16 protein-coding genes are annotated in these 17302 nt (G+C 51.1%); 11 read left to right on the forward strand and 5 right to left on the reverse strand.

Features of this window, described 5'->3' with window-relative positions:
* Nucleotides 1-8 precede the first annotated feature (8 nt).
* The 6 genes from kdpC (at nucleotide 9) to potE (ending at nucleotide 8117) form a co-directional block, all read left to right on the forward strand.
* Complete coding sequence (gene kdpC / locus EA14781_RS11890; protein WP_002430206.1) at nucleotides 9-581, forward strand: K(+)-transporting ATPase subunit C; 573 nt, start codon at nucleotides 9-11, stop codon at nucleotides 579-581.
* Nucleotides 574-3258, forward strand: coding sequence for a two-component system sensor histidine kinase KdpD (gene kdpD / locus EA14781_RS11895; protein WP_002430207.1), 2685 nt, complete (start codon nucleotides 574-576; stop codon nucleotides 3256-3258). Before kdpC ends, kdpD begins: the two co-directional genes overlap by 8 nt.
* Entirely contained in the window at nucleotides 3255-3932 is a 678-nt protein-coding gene (gene kdpE, locus EA14781_RS11900) for a two-component system response regulator KdpE (protein ID WP_000186095.1), read from the forward strand. The genes kdpD and kdpE overlap by 4 nt, the downstream gene beginning before the upstream one ends.
* A gap of 258 nt (nucleotides 3933-4190) precedes the next feature.
* Complete coding sequence (speFL, locus tag EA14781_RS24870) at nucleotides 4191-4295, forward strand: leader peptide SpeFL (protein ID WP_107164369.1); 105 nt, start codon at nucleotides 4191-4193, stop codon at nucleotides 4293-4295.
* A gap of 307 nt (nucleotides 4296-4602) precedes the next feature.
* Nucleotides 4603-6801, forward strand: a complete 2199-nt coding sequence (speF, locus tag EA14781_RS11910) for an ornithine decarboxylase SpeF (protein WP_001292421.1) — start codon at nucleotides 4603-4605, stop codon at nucleotides 6799-6801.
* Complete coding sequence (gene potE, locus EA14781_RS11915) at nucleotides 6798-8117, forward strand: putrescine-ornithine antiporter (RefSeq protein ID WP_000075813.1); 1320 nt, start codon at nucleotides 6798-6800, stop codon at nucleotides 8115-8117. The genes speF and potE overlap by 4 nt, the downstream gene beginning before the upstream one ends.
* A gap of 57 nt (nucleotides 8118-8174) precedes the next feature.
* Here the strand turns inward: potE and pgm are convergent, their stop codons facing one another.
* Nucleotides 8175-9815, reverse strand: coding sequence for a phosphoglucomutase (alpha-D-glucose-1,6-bisphosphate-dependent) (pgm, locus tag EA14781_RS11920; RefSeq protein WP_001297249.1), 1641 nt, complete (start codon nucleotides 9813-9815; stop codon nucleotides 8175-8177).
* Between the two features lie 28 nt (nucleotides 9816-9843).
* On the reverse strand, nucleotides 9844-10389 hold the full coding sequence (seqA, locus tag EA14781_RS11925) for a replication initiation negative regulator SeqA (protein ID WP_002430208.1): 546 nt from the start codon (nucleotides 10387-10389) through the stop codon (nucleotides 9844-9846).
* A gap of 184 nt (nucleotides 10390-10573) precedes the next feature.
* Between seqA and ybfF the strand changes: the two genes are divergently transcribed.
* From ybfF to fur, 5 genes are all read left to right on the forward strand, one after another.
* A complete protein-coding gene (gene ybfF / locus EA14781_RS11930; RefSeq protein ID WP_000773266.1) occupies nucleotides 10574-11338 on the forward strand; it encodes an esterase in 765 nt (254 codons plus the stop codon).
* Nucleotides 11339-11477: 139 nt separating this feature from the next.
* Nucleotides 11478-11771 (forward strand): LexA regulated protein, encoded by a 294-nt coding sequence (ybfE, locus tag EA14781_RS11935; protein WP_002430209.1) that lies wholly within the window; start codon nucleotides 11478-11480, stop codon nucleotides 11769-11771.
* A gap of 139 nt (nucleotides 11772-11910) precedes the next feature.
* On the forward strand, nucleotides 11911-12441 hold the full coding sequence (gene fldA, locus EA14781_RS11940; RefSeq protein ID WP_002430210.1) for a flavodoxin FldA: 531 nt from the start codon (nucleotides 11911-11913) through the stop codon (nucleotides 12439-12441).
* A 209-nt stretch (nucleotides 12442-12650) separates the two neighbouring features.
* Entirely contained in the window at nucleotides 12651-12737 is an 87-nt protein-coding gene (gene uof, locus EA14781_RS11950) for a fur leader peptide (protein WP_001406816.1), read from the forward strand.
* A complete protein-coding gene (gene fur, locus EA14781_RS11955; RefSeq protein ID WP_000131702.1) occupies nucleotides 12730-13176 on the forward strand; it encodes a ferric iron uptake transcriptional regulator in 447 nt (148 codons plus the stop codon). The genes uof and fur overlap by 8 nt, the downstream gene beginning before the upstream one ends.
* 98 nt (nucleotides 13177-13274) lie before the next feature.
* Here fur and EA14781_RS11960 read toward each other — a convergent pair whose 3' ends face one another.
* From EA14781_RS11960 to glnS, 3 genes are all read right to left on the reverse strand, one after another.
* The gene (locus tag EA14781_RS11960) at nucleotides 13275-13607 is read right to left on the reverse strand and encodes a ChiQ/YbfN family lipoprotein (protein ID WP_000733570.1); all 333 of its coding nucleotides are present in this window, start codon (nucleotides 13605-13607) and stop codon (nucleotides 13275-13277) included.
* Nucleotides 13608-13656: 49 nt separating this feature from the next.
* Nucleotides 13657-15063 (reverse strand): chitoporin ChiP, encoded by a 1407-nt coding sequence (gene chiP / locus EA14781_RS11965; RefSeq protein WP_001258859.1) that lies wholly within the window; start codon nucleotides 15061-15063, stop codon nucleotides 13657-13659.
* A 454-nt stretch (nucleotides 15064-15517) separates the two neighbouring features.
* The gene (gene glnS, locus EA14781_RS11970) at nucleotides 15518-17182 is read right to left on the reverse strand and encodes a glutamine--tRNA ligase (protein ID WP_001287169.1); all 1665 of its coding nucleotides are present in this window, start codon (nucleotides 17180-17182) and stop codon (nucleotides 15518-15520) included.
* Nucleotides 17183-17302 lie beyond the last annotated feature (120 nt).

Below are 17302 nucleotides of genomic sequence, written 5' to 3' on the forward strand. Positions count from 1 at the left end.
GGTTTACCATGCGTGGATTACGTCCGGCATTATCGACATTTCTCTTTTTGTTACTGATTACTGGCGGCGTGTACCCGCTGCTGACCACCGCGCTGGGGCAATGGTGGTTTCCCTGGCAGGCCAATGGTTCGTTGATTCGCGAAGGTGATACGGTGCGCGGCTCGGCATTGATCGGGCAGAATTTTACTGGCAACGGCTATTTTCATGGTCGCCCGTCGGCAACGGCAGAAATGCCCTATAATCCACAGGCTTCTGGCGGGAGCAATCTGGCGGTTAGTAACCCGGAGTTGGATAAACAAATCGCTGCACGCGTTGCCGCATTACGGGCCGCTAACCCGGACGCCAGCACGAGCGTTCCGGTTGAACTGGTGACGGCGTCAGCAAGCGGGCTGGACAATAACATTACCCCGCAAGCGGCGGCCTGGCAGATTCCTCGCGTGGCGAAAGCGCGTAATCTCAGCGTTGAACAGCTCACGCAACTGGTCGCAAAATACAGCCAACAACCGCTGGTGAAATATATCGGCCAGCCGGTCGTCAACATTGTCGAACTCAATCTGGCGCTGGATAAGCTTGATGAATAATGAACCCTTACGTCCCGATCCCGACCGTCTGCTGGAACAAACTGCCGCGCCGCATCGGGGAAAGCTTAAAGTTTTCTTTGGTGCCTGTGCGGGCGTCGGGAAGACCTGGGCGATGCTGGCAGAAGCCCAGCGACTGCGGGCGCAAGGGCTGGATATTGTGGTTGGCGTGGTGGAAACCCACGGACGTAAAGATACTGCCGCCATGCTGGAAGGGCTGGCAGTACTGCCGCTAAAACGCCAGGCACATCGTGGGCGGCATATCAGTGAGTTTGATCTCGACGCCGCCCTCGCCCGTCGCCCGGCGCTGATTTTAATGGACGAGCTGGCGCACAGTAATGCGCCAGGTTCCCGTCATCCTAAACGCTGGCAGGATATCGAAGAGCTGCTGGAAGCAGGAGTTGATGTTTTCACCACTGTCAACGTTCAGCATCTGGAAAGCCTTAACGATGTGGTCAGCGGCGTCACCGGGATTCAGGTGCGGGAAACCGTGCCCGATCCTTTTTTCGATGCCGCCGACGACGTAGTGCTGGTGGACTTGCCCCCGGACGATCTGCGACAACGGCTGAAAGAAGGCAAGGTTTATATTGCCGGACAGGCGGAACGCGCCATTGAGCATTTTTTTCGCAAAGGCAATCTGATCGCCCTGCGCGAACTGGCACTGCGCCGTACTGCCGATCGCGTAGATGAGCAAATGCGCGCCTGGCGAGGTCGTCCTGGTGAAGAGAAAGTCTGGCACACACGTGACGCAATTCTTTTATGCATCGGGCACAATACGGGCAGCGAAAAACTGGTCCGGGCGGCAGCACGACTGGCGTCAAGACTGGGAAGCGTCTGGCACGCGGTGTATGTTGAAACCCCAGCCCTGCACCGCTTACCGGAGAAAAAACGCCGGGCAATTCTCAGCGCCCTGCGTCTGGCACAGGAGTTAGGCGCTGAGACGGCAACGCTTTCTGACCCGGCAGAAGAAAAAGCCGTAGTACGTTATGCCCGGGAACATAATCTCGGTAAAATTATTCTCGGTCGCCCGGCCTCGCGTCGCTGGTGGCGCCGGGAAACTTTTGCTGACCGACTGGCGCGCATCGCCCCCGATCTCGATCAAGTGTTGGTCGCGCTTGATGAACCACCGACCCGCAATCTTAATCACGCGCCGGATAGCCGCTCTTTTAAAGATAAGTGGCGAGTACAGATTCAGGGGGGTGTCGTTGCCGCCGCGTTATGCGCCGTTATCACCTTAATTGCCATGCAGTGGCTGGTGGCGTTTGATGCCGCCAACCTGGTAATGCTGTATCTGCTGGGCGTAGTCGTAGTCGCGCTGTTTTATGGTCGCTGGCCTTCAGTGGTTGCCACCGTCATTAATGTACTGAGTTTCGACCTCTTTTTTATTGCCCCACGCGGGACACTCGCCGTCTCTGACGTCCAGTATTTACTGACCTTTGCGGTGATGTTAACCGTCGGGCTGGTGATCGGGAATCTTACCGCTGGCGTGCGTTATCAGGCGCGGGTAGCTCGTTACCGCGAGCAACGCACGCGGCATCTGTATGAAATGTCAAAAGCACTGGCCGTTGGGCGCAGTCCGCAGGACATCGCCGCCACCAGCGAACAGTTTATTGCCTCCACGTTTCATGCCCGCAGCCAGGTGTTGTTACCCGATGACGATGGTAGATTGCAGCCATTGACGCATCCACAGGGGATGACGCCATGGGACGAGGCTATCGCCCACTGGAGTTTTGATAAAGGCCTGCCTGCGGGCGCGGGGACCGACACGTTACCCGGTGTACCGTACCAGATTTTGCCGTTAAAAAGCGGCGAGAAAACTTACGGGCTGGTGGTGGTAGAACCGGGAAATCTGCGTCAACTGATGATCCCGGAACAACAGCGTCTGCTGGAAACCTTTAGCCTGTTGGTCGCCAATGCGCTGGAGCGCCTGACGCTAACCGCCAGTGAAGAACAGGCTCGGATGGCAAGCGAACGCGAACAAATTCGCAACGCCCTGCTGGCGGCGCTGTCTCATGATTTGCGCACCCCGCTTACGGTATTGTTCGGGCAGGCAGAAATCTTGACGCTCGATCTGGCAAGCGAAGGATCACCGCACGCCCGCCAGGCCAGCGAAATTCGCCAGCATGTGCTGAACACCACCCGACTGGTGAATAATTTGCTGGATATGGCGCGAATTCAGTCTGGCGGCTTTAATTTGAAGAAAGAATGGTTAACGCTGGAAGAAGTGGTTGGTAGCGCGCTGCAAATGCTGGAACCGGGTTTATCATCGCCCATCAACCTTTCTCTGCCAGAACCGCTGACCTTAATCCACGTCGACGGGCCACTGTTTGAACGAGTGCTGATTAATCTGCTGGAGAACGCGGTGAAATACGCAGGCGCGCAGGCCAAAATTGGTATCGACGCCCATGTGGCTGGCGATCGGCTGCAACTGGATGTCTGGGATAACGGCCCTGGTATTCCGCAAGGAAAGGAACAGACCATTTTCGATAAGTTTGCCCGGGGAAATAAAGAGTCGGCGGTGCCGGGAGTCGGGCTTGGGCTGGCAATTTGCCGGGCGATAGTGGATGTACACGGCGGCACGATTACCGCGTTCAACCGACCGGAAGGCGGCGCCTGTTTTCGTGTTACACTTCCCCAGCAAACCGCTCCTGAACTTGAAGAATTTCATGAGGATATGTGACAAACGTTCTGATTGTTGAAGATGAACAGGCTATTCGTCGCTTTCTGCGCACAGCGCTGGAAGGCGACGGAATGCGTGTCTATGAAGCTGAAACGCTGCAACGTGGATTGCTGGAAGCCGCGACCCGTAAGCCGGATTTGATTATTCTCGATCTCGGTCTGCCCGATGGCGATGGGATTGAGTTTATCCGCGATCTGCGCCAGTGGAGCGCGGTGCCGATAATTGTCCTTTCCGCACGCAGTGAAGAGAGCGACAAAATCGCCGCGCTGGACGCCGGAGCTGATGATTATCTGAGTAAACCATTTGGTATCGGCGAATTACAGGCCCGTCTGCGCGTCGCGTTACGCCGCCACTCAACCAGCTCCGCACCCGATCCGGTAGTGACATTTTCCGACGTTACCGTCGATTTAGCTGCTCGCCTGATTCACCGCGGCGAGGAAGAAGTGCATTTAACGCCCATCGAGTTTCGCCTGTTGGCAGTGCTGCTCAACAACGCCGGAAAAGTGCTCACCCAGCGCCAGCTCCTCAACCAGGTGTGGGGACCAAACGCTGTCGAACACAGTCACTATTTGCGTATTTATATGGGACACCTGCGACAAAAACTGGAGCAGGATCCCGCTCGTCCCCGCCATTTCATTACTGAAACCGGTATTGGCTATCGTTTCATGCTGTGAATGCATATTCATTAAACACGCCTGAATAATCACCAGGCCTGTTAAGAATATTATTTAGCAGGCTTGTTTTCTTAGCGAAAATATAAAGCGAAAATTACAACATTTAAATAACAATATAAGGACACCATGGCGCAATTTATATTTGATGGCTTATTGTTTCAGACGTAATCATTTTTTGTTGATCTCCTTCACAGATTCTGGCTATTTCCTGGATAGAATAATCTTACCTTCAACTAATACAGAAAAAGGTAAAGGAAAATGGAAAATAATAATCGCGCCATGCCTCATATAAGGCGGACAACTCATATTATGAAGTTTTCCCATCGTAATAGTTTCGACTTTCACTTCTTTAATGCCCGCTAGTCTTCTGACTAAAGGGCACCTCAACATACAGGTCTCCCTGTTTTTAAGCATTGCAGGTTAATGCCTGTATCTCCTGGTGCTCATACACTGCTAACCTTTTTATACTCTTATTAATTCAGTGCGCTATTTCGCAACCTGAACGAGAAGAGTATTGCCAGTTACCGGGCTGGTCAGGGTTATTGCATCTGCAAAAAAGCAAATAACTGATTTATTTATCAGGGGGAATGTTTTGCTTTTTTTCCGGCGTTATCGATTTCTCTTTTGAGAAATTGAGGACCTGTTATTACCTGAATTAGAGAGATGAAAAATGTCAGAATTAAAAATTGCCGTTAGTCGTTCTTGCCAGAATTATTTTTCCACTCAACGTACATGCGTGAATATTGACGAAAGCCGTTATATTGACGTTGCCGCCATTGTTTTATCGGTCAATGATGTTGAGCGTGGAAAACTCGATGAAATAGACGCTACCGGTTACGGCATTCCCGTCTTTATTGCTACGGAAAATGAAGAGCAAGTACCTGCAAAATATCTGTCTCGTATTTCTGGTGTCTTCGAACGTTGCGAAACGCGTAAAGAGTTTTACGGTCGTCAGTTAGAAACTGCTGCCCGTCATTATGAAACGCAACTGCGCCCGCCCTTCTTCCGCGCGCTGGTCGATTATGTCAATCAGGGCAACAGTGCGTTTGACTGCCCCGGTCATCAGGGCGGCGAATTTTTCCGTCGTCATCCGGCAGGAAATCAGTTTGTAGAGTATTTTGGCGAAACGCTGTTCCGTTCCGACTTGTGTAACGCTGATGTGGCGATGGGCGATCTGCTGATTCATGAAGGTGCGCCATGTATTGCACAACAGCATGCAGCTAAAGTCTTTAATGCCGATAAAACCTATTTCGTTTTAAACGGTACTTCATCTTCTAATAAAGTGGTCTTAAACGCATTGCTGACGCCGGGCGATCTGGTGTTGTTTGACCGCAATAACCATAAATCCAACCACCACGGTGCGTTGCTACAGGCTGGCGCAACACCAGTTTATCTGGAAACTGCACGTAACCCGTATGGTTTTATCGGTGGTATTGACGCTCACTGTTTTGAAGAAAGTTACCTGCGTGAGCTGATCGCGGAAGTCGCGCCGCAACGAGCAAAAGAGGCTCGTCCTTTCCGTCTCGCCGTTATTCAGTTAGGCACTTACGACGGTACTATTTATAACGCCCGTCAGGTGGTGGATAAAATTGGTCATCTGTGTGACTACATTCTGTTTGACTCCGCATGGGTCGGCTATGAGCAATTTATCCCGATGATGGCTGACTGTTCGCCGCTGCTGCTGGAACTCAATGAAAACGATCCGGGCATTCTGGTTACGCAATCGGTACATAAACAGCAGGCTGGTTTTTCCCAGACATCACAAATTCATAAAAAAGACAAACACATCAAAGGGCAACAGCGTTATGTGCCACATAAACGCATGAATAATGCTTTCATGATGCACGCTTCCACCAGCCCGTTCTACCCATTGTTCGCCGCGCTGGATGTCAACGCCAAAATGCATGAAGGCGTAAGCGGTCGCAACATGTGGATGGAGTGTGTGGCAAATGGCATCGATGCCCGCAAACTGATCCTCGAAAACTGCCATCATATTCGCCCATTCGTACCTGAACTGATCGATGGCAAACCGTGGCAATCTTATCCGACCAGAGAAATCGCCAATGACCTGCGTTTCTTCCAGTTTGTCCCGGGAGAACACTGGCATTCTTTTGAAGGCTACGCAGAAAACCAATATTTTGTCGATCCGTGCAAGCTGCTGCTGACGACCCCAGGTATTGATGCGCGTAATGGCGAATATGAGGCGTTTGGCGTTCCGGCAACAATTCTCGCCAACTTCCTGCGCGAAAATGGCGTAATTCCAGAAAAATGCGATCTGAACTCCATTCTCTTCCTGCTAACTCCGGCGGAGGATATGGCCAAACTGCAGCAACTTGTCGCCTTGCTGGTACGTTTCGAAAAACTGTTGGAAGCAGATGCTCCACTGGCGGAAGTGCTGCCTTCTATTTACAAACAGCACGAAGAACGTTACGCCGGTTATACCTTGCGTCAGCTCTGTCAGGAAATGCATGACCTGTATGCCCGCCACAATGTGAAACAACTGCAAAAAGAGATGTTCCGTAAAGAACACTTCCCACGCGTTTGTATGAATCCACAGGAAGCCAACTACGCCTACTTGCGCGGTGAGGTGGAACTGGTTCGCCTGCCGGATGCAGAAGGTCGTATCGCTGCTGAAGGCGCCCTGCCTTATCCTCCGGGAGTGCTGTGTGTTGTTCCTGGTGAAGTCTGGGGCGGTGCAGTTCTGCGTTACTTCAGCGCACTGGAAGAAGGGATCAACCTGCTGCCTGGTTTTGCACCGGAATTACAGGGCGTCTATATCGAAGAACATGATGGACGTAAGCAAGTCTGGTGCTATGTCATCAAGCCTCGTGATGCGCAAGGCACCCTGTCAGAAGGGGAAAAATTATGAGTCAGGCTAAAGCGAACAAGATGGGCGTCGTGCAGTTAACCATACTGACGATGGTCAACATGATGGGCTCCGGGATCATTATGCTCCCGACCAAACTGGCAGAAGTCGGGACGATCTCGATTATCTCCTGGTTGGTAACAGCGGTGGGCTCAATGGCGTTGGCCTGGGCCTTCGCAAAATGCGGTATGTATAGCCGTAAATCAGGCGGTATGGGCGGTTACGCCGAATATGCTTTCGGTAAATCCGGCAACTTCATGGCAAACTACACCTACGGCGTCTCGCTGCTGATTGCCAACGTCGCCATTGCTATTTCCGCCGTTGGTTACGGTACTGAATTGTTTGGCGCCGCACTCTCGCCAGTCCAGATCGGTCTTGCCACTATTGCTGTATTGTGGGTATGTACCGTGGCTAACTTTGGCGGCGCGCGCATTACCGGGCAAATCAGTAGCATTACCGTGTGGGGGGTCATTATCCCGGTGATCGGCCTGTGCATTATCGGCTGGTTCTGGTTTAGTCCAACGCTTTATGTTGATTCATGGAACCCACATCATGCGCCGTTCTTCAGCGCGGTAGGTTCTTCTATCGCCATGACGCTGTGGGCATTTCTTGGTCTGGAGTCGGCGTGTGCGAATGCCGACGTGGTGGAAAACCCGGAACGTAACGTGCCGATCGCGGTACTCGGCGGTACATTAGGTGCGGCGGTAATTTATATCGTTTCCACCAACGTAATTGCCGGGATTGTGCCAAATATGGAACTGGCAAATTCAACCGCGCCGTTTGGTCTGGCCTTCGCGCAAATGTTCACACCGGTAGTCGGTAAAGTGATTATGGCGCTGATGGTGATGTCCTGCTGCGGTTCGCTGCTTGGATGGCAATTCACCATTGCTCAGGTGTTTAAATCTTCCGCCGATGAGGGATACTTTCCAAAAATCTTCTCTCGTGTAACAAAAGTGGACGCACCTGTTCAGGGAATGTTGACCATTGTGATTATCCAGACTGGTTTGGCGCTGATGACGATTAGCCCGTCGTTGAACAGTCAGTTCAACGTACTGGTTAACCTGGCTGTGGTGACCAATATCATCCCGTATATTCTGTCGATGGCGGCACTGGTGATCATTCAGAAGGCAGCTAATGTTCCGGCAGCTAAAGCGAAAGTGGCTAACTTTGTTGCCTTTGTTGGCGCAATGTACAGCTTCTATGCGCTCTACTCCTCCGGGGAAGAAGCCATGTTGTATGGCTCCATCGTGACCTTCCTCGGCTGGACGCTGTATGGCCTGGTATCACCACGTTTTGAACTGAAAAATAAACACGGTTAATAAAGTGAAGCAAAAAAGGGCGATCGAATGATCGCCCTTTTTTATTACTTTACGCAATTACGCGTTTTTCAGAACTTCGCTAACAATCTCAACCGCTTCTTTCTCGATCTGCTTGCGATGTTCTTCACCGAGGAAGCTTTCGCAGTAGATCTTATATGCGTCTTCCGTGCCTGACGGACGCGCGGCGAACCAGCCGTTGTCTGTCATCACTTTCAGACCGCCAATAGAAGCACCGTTGCCCGGTGCTGCGGTCAGACGCGCGGTGATCGGGTCGCCGGCCAGAGTGCTGGCGCTCACCATTTCCGGCGACAGCTTAGACAGTGCCGCTTTCTGTGCGGAGGTTGCCGCTGCCTGCAAACGGTTGTAGCTCGGCGCACCAAAGCGTTTTGCCAGTTCGTTGTAGTGTTCCTGCGGGTTCTTACCAGTGACTGCGGTAATTTCCGCCGCCAGCAGACACATGATGATGCCGTCTTTATCGGTCGACCACGGCGTACCGTCGAAACGCAGGAAGGAAGCACCCGCGCTCTCTTCGCCGCCAAAGCCGAAACTACCGTCGAACAGGCCATCAACAAACCATTTGAAGCCTACCGGTACTTCTACCAGTTTGCGGCCCAAATCGTTAACCACACGGTCGATCATCGCGGAGGAAACCAGTGTTTTACCGACGGCAACATCTTTGCCCCACTGCGGACGATGCTGGAACAGGTAGTTGATCGCCACCGCCAGGTAATGGTTCGGGTTCATCAACCCAGCCGGAGTGACAATACCGTGACGGTCATAATCCGGGTCGTTAGCAAACGCCAGATCGAACTTATCACGCAGCGCCAGCAGGCCCGCCATCGCACATTCAGAGGAGCAATCCATACGGATCGCGCCATCTTTGTCGAGGTGCATAAAGCGGAAGGTTTGATCAACCTGATCGTTAACGATGGTCAGGTTGAGGTTGTAATACTCGCCAATACGTTTCCAGTATTCGATACCGGACCCCCCCAGCGGATCGACACCCAGCGTTAAACCTGCTTTCTGAATCGCGGCCATATCAACGATATCCGCCAGGCCTTCCACAAATGGCTGCACCAGATCCTGTTCTTTCACATGACCGGACGCCATCGCTTCGTCGAGGGAGATACGCTTCACGCCTTTCAGGCCGTCCGCCAGCAGTGCGTTGGCTCTGTCTTCCACCACTTTGGTGACGTTGGTATCAGCCGGACCGCCATTTGGCGGGTTGTATTTGATACCACCATCTTCCGGCGGGTTATGGGACGGCGTAATCACAATACCATCTGCCAGTGGGCCACCTTTTTTGTTGTGAACCAGAATGGCATTGGAAACGGCAGGCGTCGGTGTAAAGCCATTGTTTTCCTGCACAATGACATCAACACCGTTTGCTGCCAGTACTTCCAGGACGGAAATGAACGCAGGTTCAGACAGAGCATGGGTATCTTTACCCACGTAGCAAGGGCCAGTGATGCCGTTTTTCGCACGTTCTTCGGCAATCGCCTGGGCTATCGCCAGAATGTGCGGCTCGTTAAAGCTATGGCGCGCTGCACTGCCACGGTGACCGGAGGTCCCGAATTTCACCGCGTGTTCCGCATTCCCTGCTTCTGGTTTCAGTACATAGTATTGCGCCGTCAGTTGGGCGACATTAATCAAATCACTCTGTTGTGCAGGTTGGCCTGCACGATTGTGGATTGCCATTGCTTTGTCCTTTGTCTGCAACGTTGTTTTAAATTGTCCCGCAAACCTTCTCAATCAATTCCGCCGGGAATTGCATCGACTGCATGATATGTTCGATCATGCTGCATTTACGGCCAGTGTTCGTGTTGGTGATCACCCAATACGGCGTGCCTGCCACGTGTTTCGGTTTGGTCTGATTACCATTTTTCAGTAGCGTTTGCTCATCTGCCGCAAAGTAAACGCGCGTGCGGCCATGCAACGACTCCGTTGCTTCGGCAAACGCCTGGGCGTCAAGAGAATATAGTGTAGACAACAGCAGCATAAAGCGATTTACCGCGCGTTTTTGCTCGGCGTATTCGTCCGAAAGCAGAAGTTCACGCATGGCGCGAACTTTATCTTTAATCGTTTTGACCGGCTTCGCTTCGACGATAGCAGGTGACGCAACGCGAACCTCTTTCGTCACCGGAGCAACAGGCTGTGATGCGGCGGAAAATTTCAACATACGCCGTAAAATGTCGGATGCGCTCTCGCCGATATGCTTAGTGTGGCTGGCAATATAGCTATAGAGTTCATCATCAACTTCAATCGTTTTCATCTTAATCCAGTGCGGTGTCTTAGCTGAATACAAGTTGCCGGGAGTATACGAATAAATCCCGGCAGCGGATAGCGTCAAGCCTGGCATGCAGAAAAAATCGGAGTAACCCGTATTTGTTGCAGCCCTGTGGCACAATGGTCAACATAATACCCTAACCCGACAGAGCGAAAAAAAGAACTTTGCCATGAAATTGAATATCCGCGCGCAAACTGCACAAAACCAGCACAATAATTCTCCCATTGTCCTCGTCCATGGCCTGTTTGGCAGCCTCGACAATCTTGGCGTACTGGCTCGCGATCTGATAGACGATCACAATATCATCCAGGTTGATATGCGTAACCACGGTCTTTCGCCGAGAGATCCGGTGATGAATTACCCGGCGATGGCCCAGGATCTTGTTGATACCCTGGATGCGCTGCAGCTCGATAAGGCGACATTTATTGGTCACTCAATGGGCGGTAAAGCGGTAATGGCGCTCACTGCACTGGCTCCCGATCGCATCGATAAACTGGTGGCGATTGATATCGCGCCGGTCAACTATCACGTACGCCGTCACGATGAGATTTTCGCGGCCATCAATGCGGTCAGTGAATCCGACGCGCAAACACGCCAGCAGGCAGCGGCAGTGATGCGCCAGCATCTGAATGAAGAAGGAGTCATTCAGTTTCTGCTGAAATCTTACGTTGATGGCGAATGGCGCTTTAATGTGCCGGTACTGTGGGATCAATATCCACATATTGTTGGCTGGGAGAAAATTCCGGCGTGGGACCACCCTGCACTGTTTATCCCTGGCGGCAACTCGCCGTATGTCACCGAACAGTATCGAGCTGATTTACTGGCACAATTTCCACAGGCACGGGCGCATGTGATTGCAGGCGCGGGTCACTGGGTACACGCAGAAAAACCGGATGCGGTGTTGCGCGCCATCCGTCGCTATCTCAATGATTAGCATAACTGATTAAAAACCCAGCGCCCGCGCGGCTTTCCGCGCGTGGGCGTTGGCGAGACTCCTCACGCTGTTGTATTATGGCGCGCTATCCATCCGGGCAAGCGCCTGGCTGATTGTTTCCCCCGAAGTCACCAAGATCATGGCCAAAGAACAAACGGACCGTACGACATTAGATCTGTTCGCGCACGAGCGTCGACCGGGACGACCGAAAACCAATCCGCTTTCGCGCGATGAACAGCTGCGTATTAATAAGCGCAACCAGCTAAAACGCGACAAAGTGCGTGGTCTTAAGCGTGTCGAACTGAAGCTGAACACGGAGGCTGTCGAGGCGCTGAACGAGCTGGCAGAATCGCGTAATATGAGTCGTAGCGAACTGATCGAAGAGATATTGATGCAGCAGTTGGCAGCGCTGCGCAGCCAGGGCATCGTTTAAATTTCCATTTTCGTGTAGCACAGTGTGCAGTCCTGCAAGTTTGCTGATTCCGCAAGACTGCCTGTTCTGCTATGATTGCCTTTATCCGTGGGCAATTTACCACCCCCATTTCAATAAGTTTCAAGAGGTTATTTCACTCATGGCTATCACTGGCATCTTTTTCGGCAGCGACACCGGTAATACCGAAAATATCGCAAAAATGATTCAAAAACAGCTTGGTAAAGACGTTGCCGATGTCCATGACATTGCAAAAAGCAGCAAAGAAGATCTGGAAGCGTATGACATTCTGCTGCTGGGCATTCCAACCTGGTACTACGGCGAAGCGCAATGTGATTGGGACGATTTTTTCCCAACTCTCGAAGAGATTGATTTCAATGGTAAACTGGTTGCGCTGTTTGGTTGTGGCGACCAGGAAGATTACGCAGAATATTTCTGCGATGCGTTAGGCACCATCCGCGACATCATCGAACCGCGCGGCGCGACTATCGTCGGTCACTGGCCAACTGCCGGCTACCATTTCGAAGCATCGAAAGGTCTGGTAGATGATGACCACTTCGTCGGTCTGGCTATCGACGAAGACCGTCAACCGGAACTGACCGCCGAGCGCGTAGAAAAATGGGTAAAACAAATTTCTGAAGAGTTACATCTCGACGAAATTATCAATGCCTGATGTGATGCGGCGTAGACCAATATCTACGCCGTATTAATAGGTAATGCCAATCGAAATAATTGCTACAAATTTGTAACTTTTGCCGTTGTACCTGTACAATGTCCCGGTATTCAAGTGGCCTTGCCGATATAAGTGTAAGCTGTGCCACGTTTTTATTAACAATATTTGCCAGGGACTTGTAGTTTTCATTTAGGCGTGGCAATTCTATAATGATACGCATTATCTCAAGAGCAAATTCTGTCACTTCTTCTAATGAAGTGAACCGCTTAGTAACAGGACAGATTCCGCATGACTGATAACAATACCGCCCTAAAGAAAGCTGGCCTGAAAGTAACGCTTCCACGCTTGAAAATCCTGGAAGTTCTTCAGGAGCCGGACAACCATCACGTCAGTGCGGAAGATTTGTACAAACGTCTGATCGATATGGGTGAAGAAATTGGTCTGGCTACGGTATACCGCGTACTGAACCAGTTTGACGACGCAGGTATCGTCACCCGCCATAATTTTGAAGGCGGTAAATCCGTATTTGAACTGACCCAGCAACATCACCACGATCACCTGATCTGCCTCGACTGCGGCAAGGTTATCGAATTTAGTGATGATTCCATCGAAGCGCGTCAACGTGAAATCGCCGCGAAACATGGCATTCGCCTGACTAACCACAGCCTCTATCTTTACGGTCACTGCGCCGAAGGCGATTGCCGCGAAGATGAGCATGCGCACGAAGGCAAATAAGCCAGCCTGAACGAACGAGAAAAGCCAACCTGCGGGTTGGCTTTTTGATACAAGGGAAACAAGAAAAAGCGAGAGTGACAGCCCTCGCTTTTCAGTTTTTACTGCGTAGCGTTATTACTGCGAATTTCCTGCCAGACCTTATCGCAATCGGCTTTCACCGCCTGGTCATTACCGGTTTGCGTCGCCTGAATGCACTGCTGATAATCCAGCACGCGAACACTTTCTTGTTCGGCAAACTGTTGATGTTGTTTCTCTTTCTTCAGTACGTTTAACACGCTCTGACAGGCTTCAATTTTTTCCGGCGAACCTTGCGCGGTATTGATACAGGCGCTGTAAGCTTCTTTCAGATGGCTATCTTCCTTTGGTGCTGTCGACTGCGCGCAGGCCACCAGCCCCGATGCCATTATGGCGATGAGAATTAATTTTTTCATAGCGAACTCCTCAAACGGGCGGCAGGCAAAATGCCTGCCGCGTCTGGCATCAGAAGATAGTGAACGGTGCGATCACCATAAATTTCACGTCACGCTCATCCTGGAAGATGTTGCCGTAACCACCACCCCAACTTGGGATGTCGGAGTGGTTGTCGTATTCGGTGAAGTGCAGTTTGAACATCGTGCCTTTGGCTCGACCGTCCTGAATGGTGTAGACCGCATCCAGACTGTAGGCAGACTCTTCAATAGTCCGGTTTTTGTCGTAGTACGCATCCGGGCTGCTCTGCCAGGTCGCCGGTTTAGCATCCCATGCGTAAACATAAGAAGCGCCGATGGCGAAGCCAGGAAGATTCCAGTTTTTCAGGTCATACATTGCGCCGAAGAAGACCGCTTTTTCACCGTTGGCGTTAAAGTCGGAGCGATTATCCCACCAGATATCCAGGCGACCGTTAGAGGAAGCGTAGGTTGGGGTCATACGTTGCAGGAAGTATCCCTGCTGACCGTCGGCTTTAACCCAGGTGCCTTCCAGACGTAAATCGACGACATCAGCCGCCCGGTAGCCAAAGGTCAACGCCTGCAACCATGCTGTACCGTCATAAAGATCGTTGACGCTGCGATCGTCAACTTTGTCGCGTGTACCGTAGAACTGGTAGCTGGTGGTTAACGGGCTACCGGCGATATCAAATTTGTAGCTGGCTTTAGCAAAATACTGATCGATATAGCCTTCCGCCTGACCAAACGCCGCTTCCAGTACGAAATTATTTTTGAAGTCGTACTTCGCGCCGAGAGAGTGCAGATAGTCGACTTTGGTGGTTTTATCGTTCTGATAAAACTCATCCATTTCCAGATGCCACGGCGCTTTATATTCGTTGGTCCACATGTAAGAGAAACTCAACGCACCAGCATCGCCATAATCAAAATTAGCCCCAGCTTCCGCCCCCTGATAGGTGCCTGGCATAAAACTCCAGTGAGGCGCTAACAGCGTTTGACCAGTTGGCTGAATGTAACCTGCCCTCGCCCACACCGGACCGTATTTAAATTTAGCCGCCGCTTTATACAGACTTATACCGCTTTTATCGCCGGACCAGTCTTCGTCATAGGCTTTATTACTTTTTGAAAACGCGATTTCGTTCGGGTGAGAGCTGTCGCCGTTTTCCGCCATTTCAATCGCTGTAAACGCGGCAATATCCAGACCGAACATATCAGCGGCATAGCCAGACTGAAAATCGAGATTAGCGTTCCAGGTGGAGTGAGAAAGGTTGGTTTTATATTTGTCGCCGTCGGTAACATCTTTACGGTCACGTTCACGCTGCCAGTAATAGATACCGCCGGTTAAGGTTGAATCTTCGAAGAATCCTTCGGCGCGAGCCTCTGGCATTGCCACAAAGCCCGACATTGCTGTAACACCGGCAATAGCCAGCGCCAGCGTACTACGTTTGCCACTAAACGTACGCATGGGTTAATCCTCTTTGACGTATAAATTGCTGCACCAAAGGTGAACAGCGAAAAAAATAAAAATTAAAAAAGTAGCGTTGAGAAAGGTCTCGCCGACTACAGGGACAGACTATTTTTCGCGACGCGAATTATCAATCTCTTTCTGTAACGGGAATGTAAGAACATGAGCAACCGCACATATTTTGATGTTTTTTGTTACAAGGCTTAAGTTCGTTATAAAAAAGTATATAGAGGGAAATACGAGGATTTACGTTGAATTAAGGCAATAACATTTTCAACATGTATATATCATTAGTTGCTAATTTTATTTATGAATAAATAACGACACGGTATTAATTTGCGAGGAAAAATAGAGAAAACGCCGCAGAACGCGGCGTTTTGGATTGTTGATAAAGTGCGTTTTGTTCATGCCGGATACGGCGTAAACGCCCTATCCGGCCTATGAATACTTCAAATTACATGCCGACTTTCGCCCAGGTATCACGCAGACCCACGGTGCGGTTAAATACCGGTTTCTCCGTAGTGGAATGGCGACTGTCGAGGCAGAAGTAACCTTCACGCTCAAACTGGAATGCTTTACCCGCTACCGCATCTTTCAGCGACGGTTCAGCAAAGCCCTGTTTGATCACCAGCGATTCCGGGTTAATCACCGACAGGAAATCATCCGCAGCCCCTGGGTTCGGTACACTGAACAGACGGTCGTACAGGCGAATTTCAACTGGCAGCGCATGTGCCGCGCTTACCCAGTGGATAACGCCTTTCACTTTACGACCATCTGCCGGATCTTTGCTTAAAGTATCGGCATCGTAGGTACAGAAGATGGTGGTGATATTGCCTTCGGCATCTTTCTCCACGCGTTCCGCTTTAATCACGTAAGCATTACGCAGACGCACTTCTTTACCCAGCACCAGACGCTTGTACTGCTTGTTGGCTTCTTCGCGGAAATCTGCGCGATCGATCCAAATCTCACCGCTAAACGGCACCTGACGGCTACCCATTTCCGGTTTATTCGGATGGTTCGGCATGGTGACCATTTCGCCTTCGCCCTGATAGTTTTCGATAACCAGTTTCACCGGATCGATAACCGCCATTGCGCGCGGGGCGTTTTCGTTGAGATCTTCGCGGATGCAGGATTCCAGCGACGCCATCTCAATGGTGTTGTCCTGCTTGGTCACGCCGATGCGTTTGCAGAACTCACGAATAGAAGCCGCAGTGTAACCACGACGACGCAGACCGGAAATGGTCGGCATACGCGGGTCATCCCAGCCTTCTACGTGCTTGTCGGTCACCAACTGGTTCAGCTTACGCTTGGACATCACTGTGTATTCCAGATTCAGACGCGAAAATTCGTACTGGCGCGGATGAACAGGAATGGTGATGTTGTCCAGAACCCAGTCGTACAGACGACGGTTGTCCTGGAACTCCAGCGTACACAGTGAGTGCGTAATACCTTCCAGCGCATCGCTGATGCAGTGGGTGAAGTCGTACATCGGGTAGATGCACCACTTGCTGCCGGTCTGGTGGTGTTCAGCAAATTTAATGCGGTACAGCACCGGATCGCGCATCACGATAAACGGCGACGCCATGTCGATTTTCGCGCGCAGGCAGGCTTTACCTTCTTCAAAACCACCAGTGCGCATTTTTTCGAACAGCGCCAGGTTCTCTTCAACACTACGATCGCGGTACGGGCTGTTTTTACCCGGCTGCGTCAGGGTGCCACGGTATTCGCGAATCTGCTCTGGCGTCAGCTCATCGACATATGCCAGGCCTTTATTAATCAATTCGATCGCATAGGCGTGGAGTTGATCAAAATAATCAGAGGAGTAACGGACGTTACCAGACCAGTGAAAACCTAACCACTCAACGTCGTTTTTGATCGACTCAACGTACTCGATATCTTCTTTTACCGGGTTAGTGTCGTCGAAACGCAGGTTGCACTGACCTTTATAGTCCTGGGCGATCCCAAAGTTCAGGCAGATAGATTTCGCATGACCAATATGCAGATAGCCATTCGGCTCCGGCGGGAAACGGGTATGTACTGTGGTGTGCTTACCACTGGCCAGATCTTCATCGATGATCTGACGAATAAAGTTAGTCGGGCGGGCTTCTGCCTCACTCATCGTGGATTCCTCAAAGCGTAAACAACGTATAACGGCGTATGATCTTATAAGCGGGACAGGCTGACAACTGTTAGTTTTTTAAAATTGATAATCTGACAAAGATTATGGGGATGATTGATG

Source organism: Escherichia albertii NBRC 107761 = DSM 17582 (assembly GCF_000759775.1).
Taxonomy (GTDB): Bacteria; Pseudomonadota; Gammaproteobacteria; order Enterobacterales; family Enterobacteriaceae; genus Escherichia; species Escherichia albertii.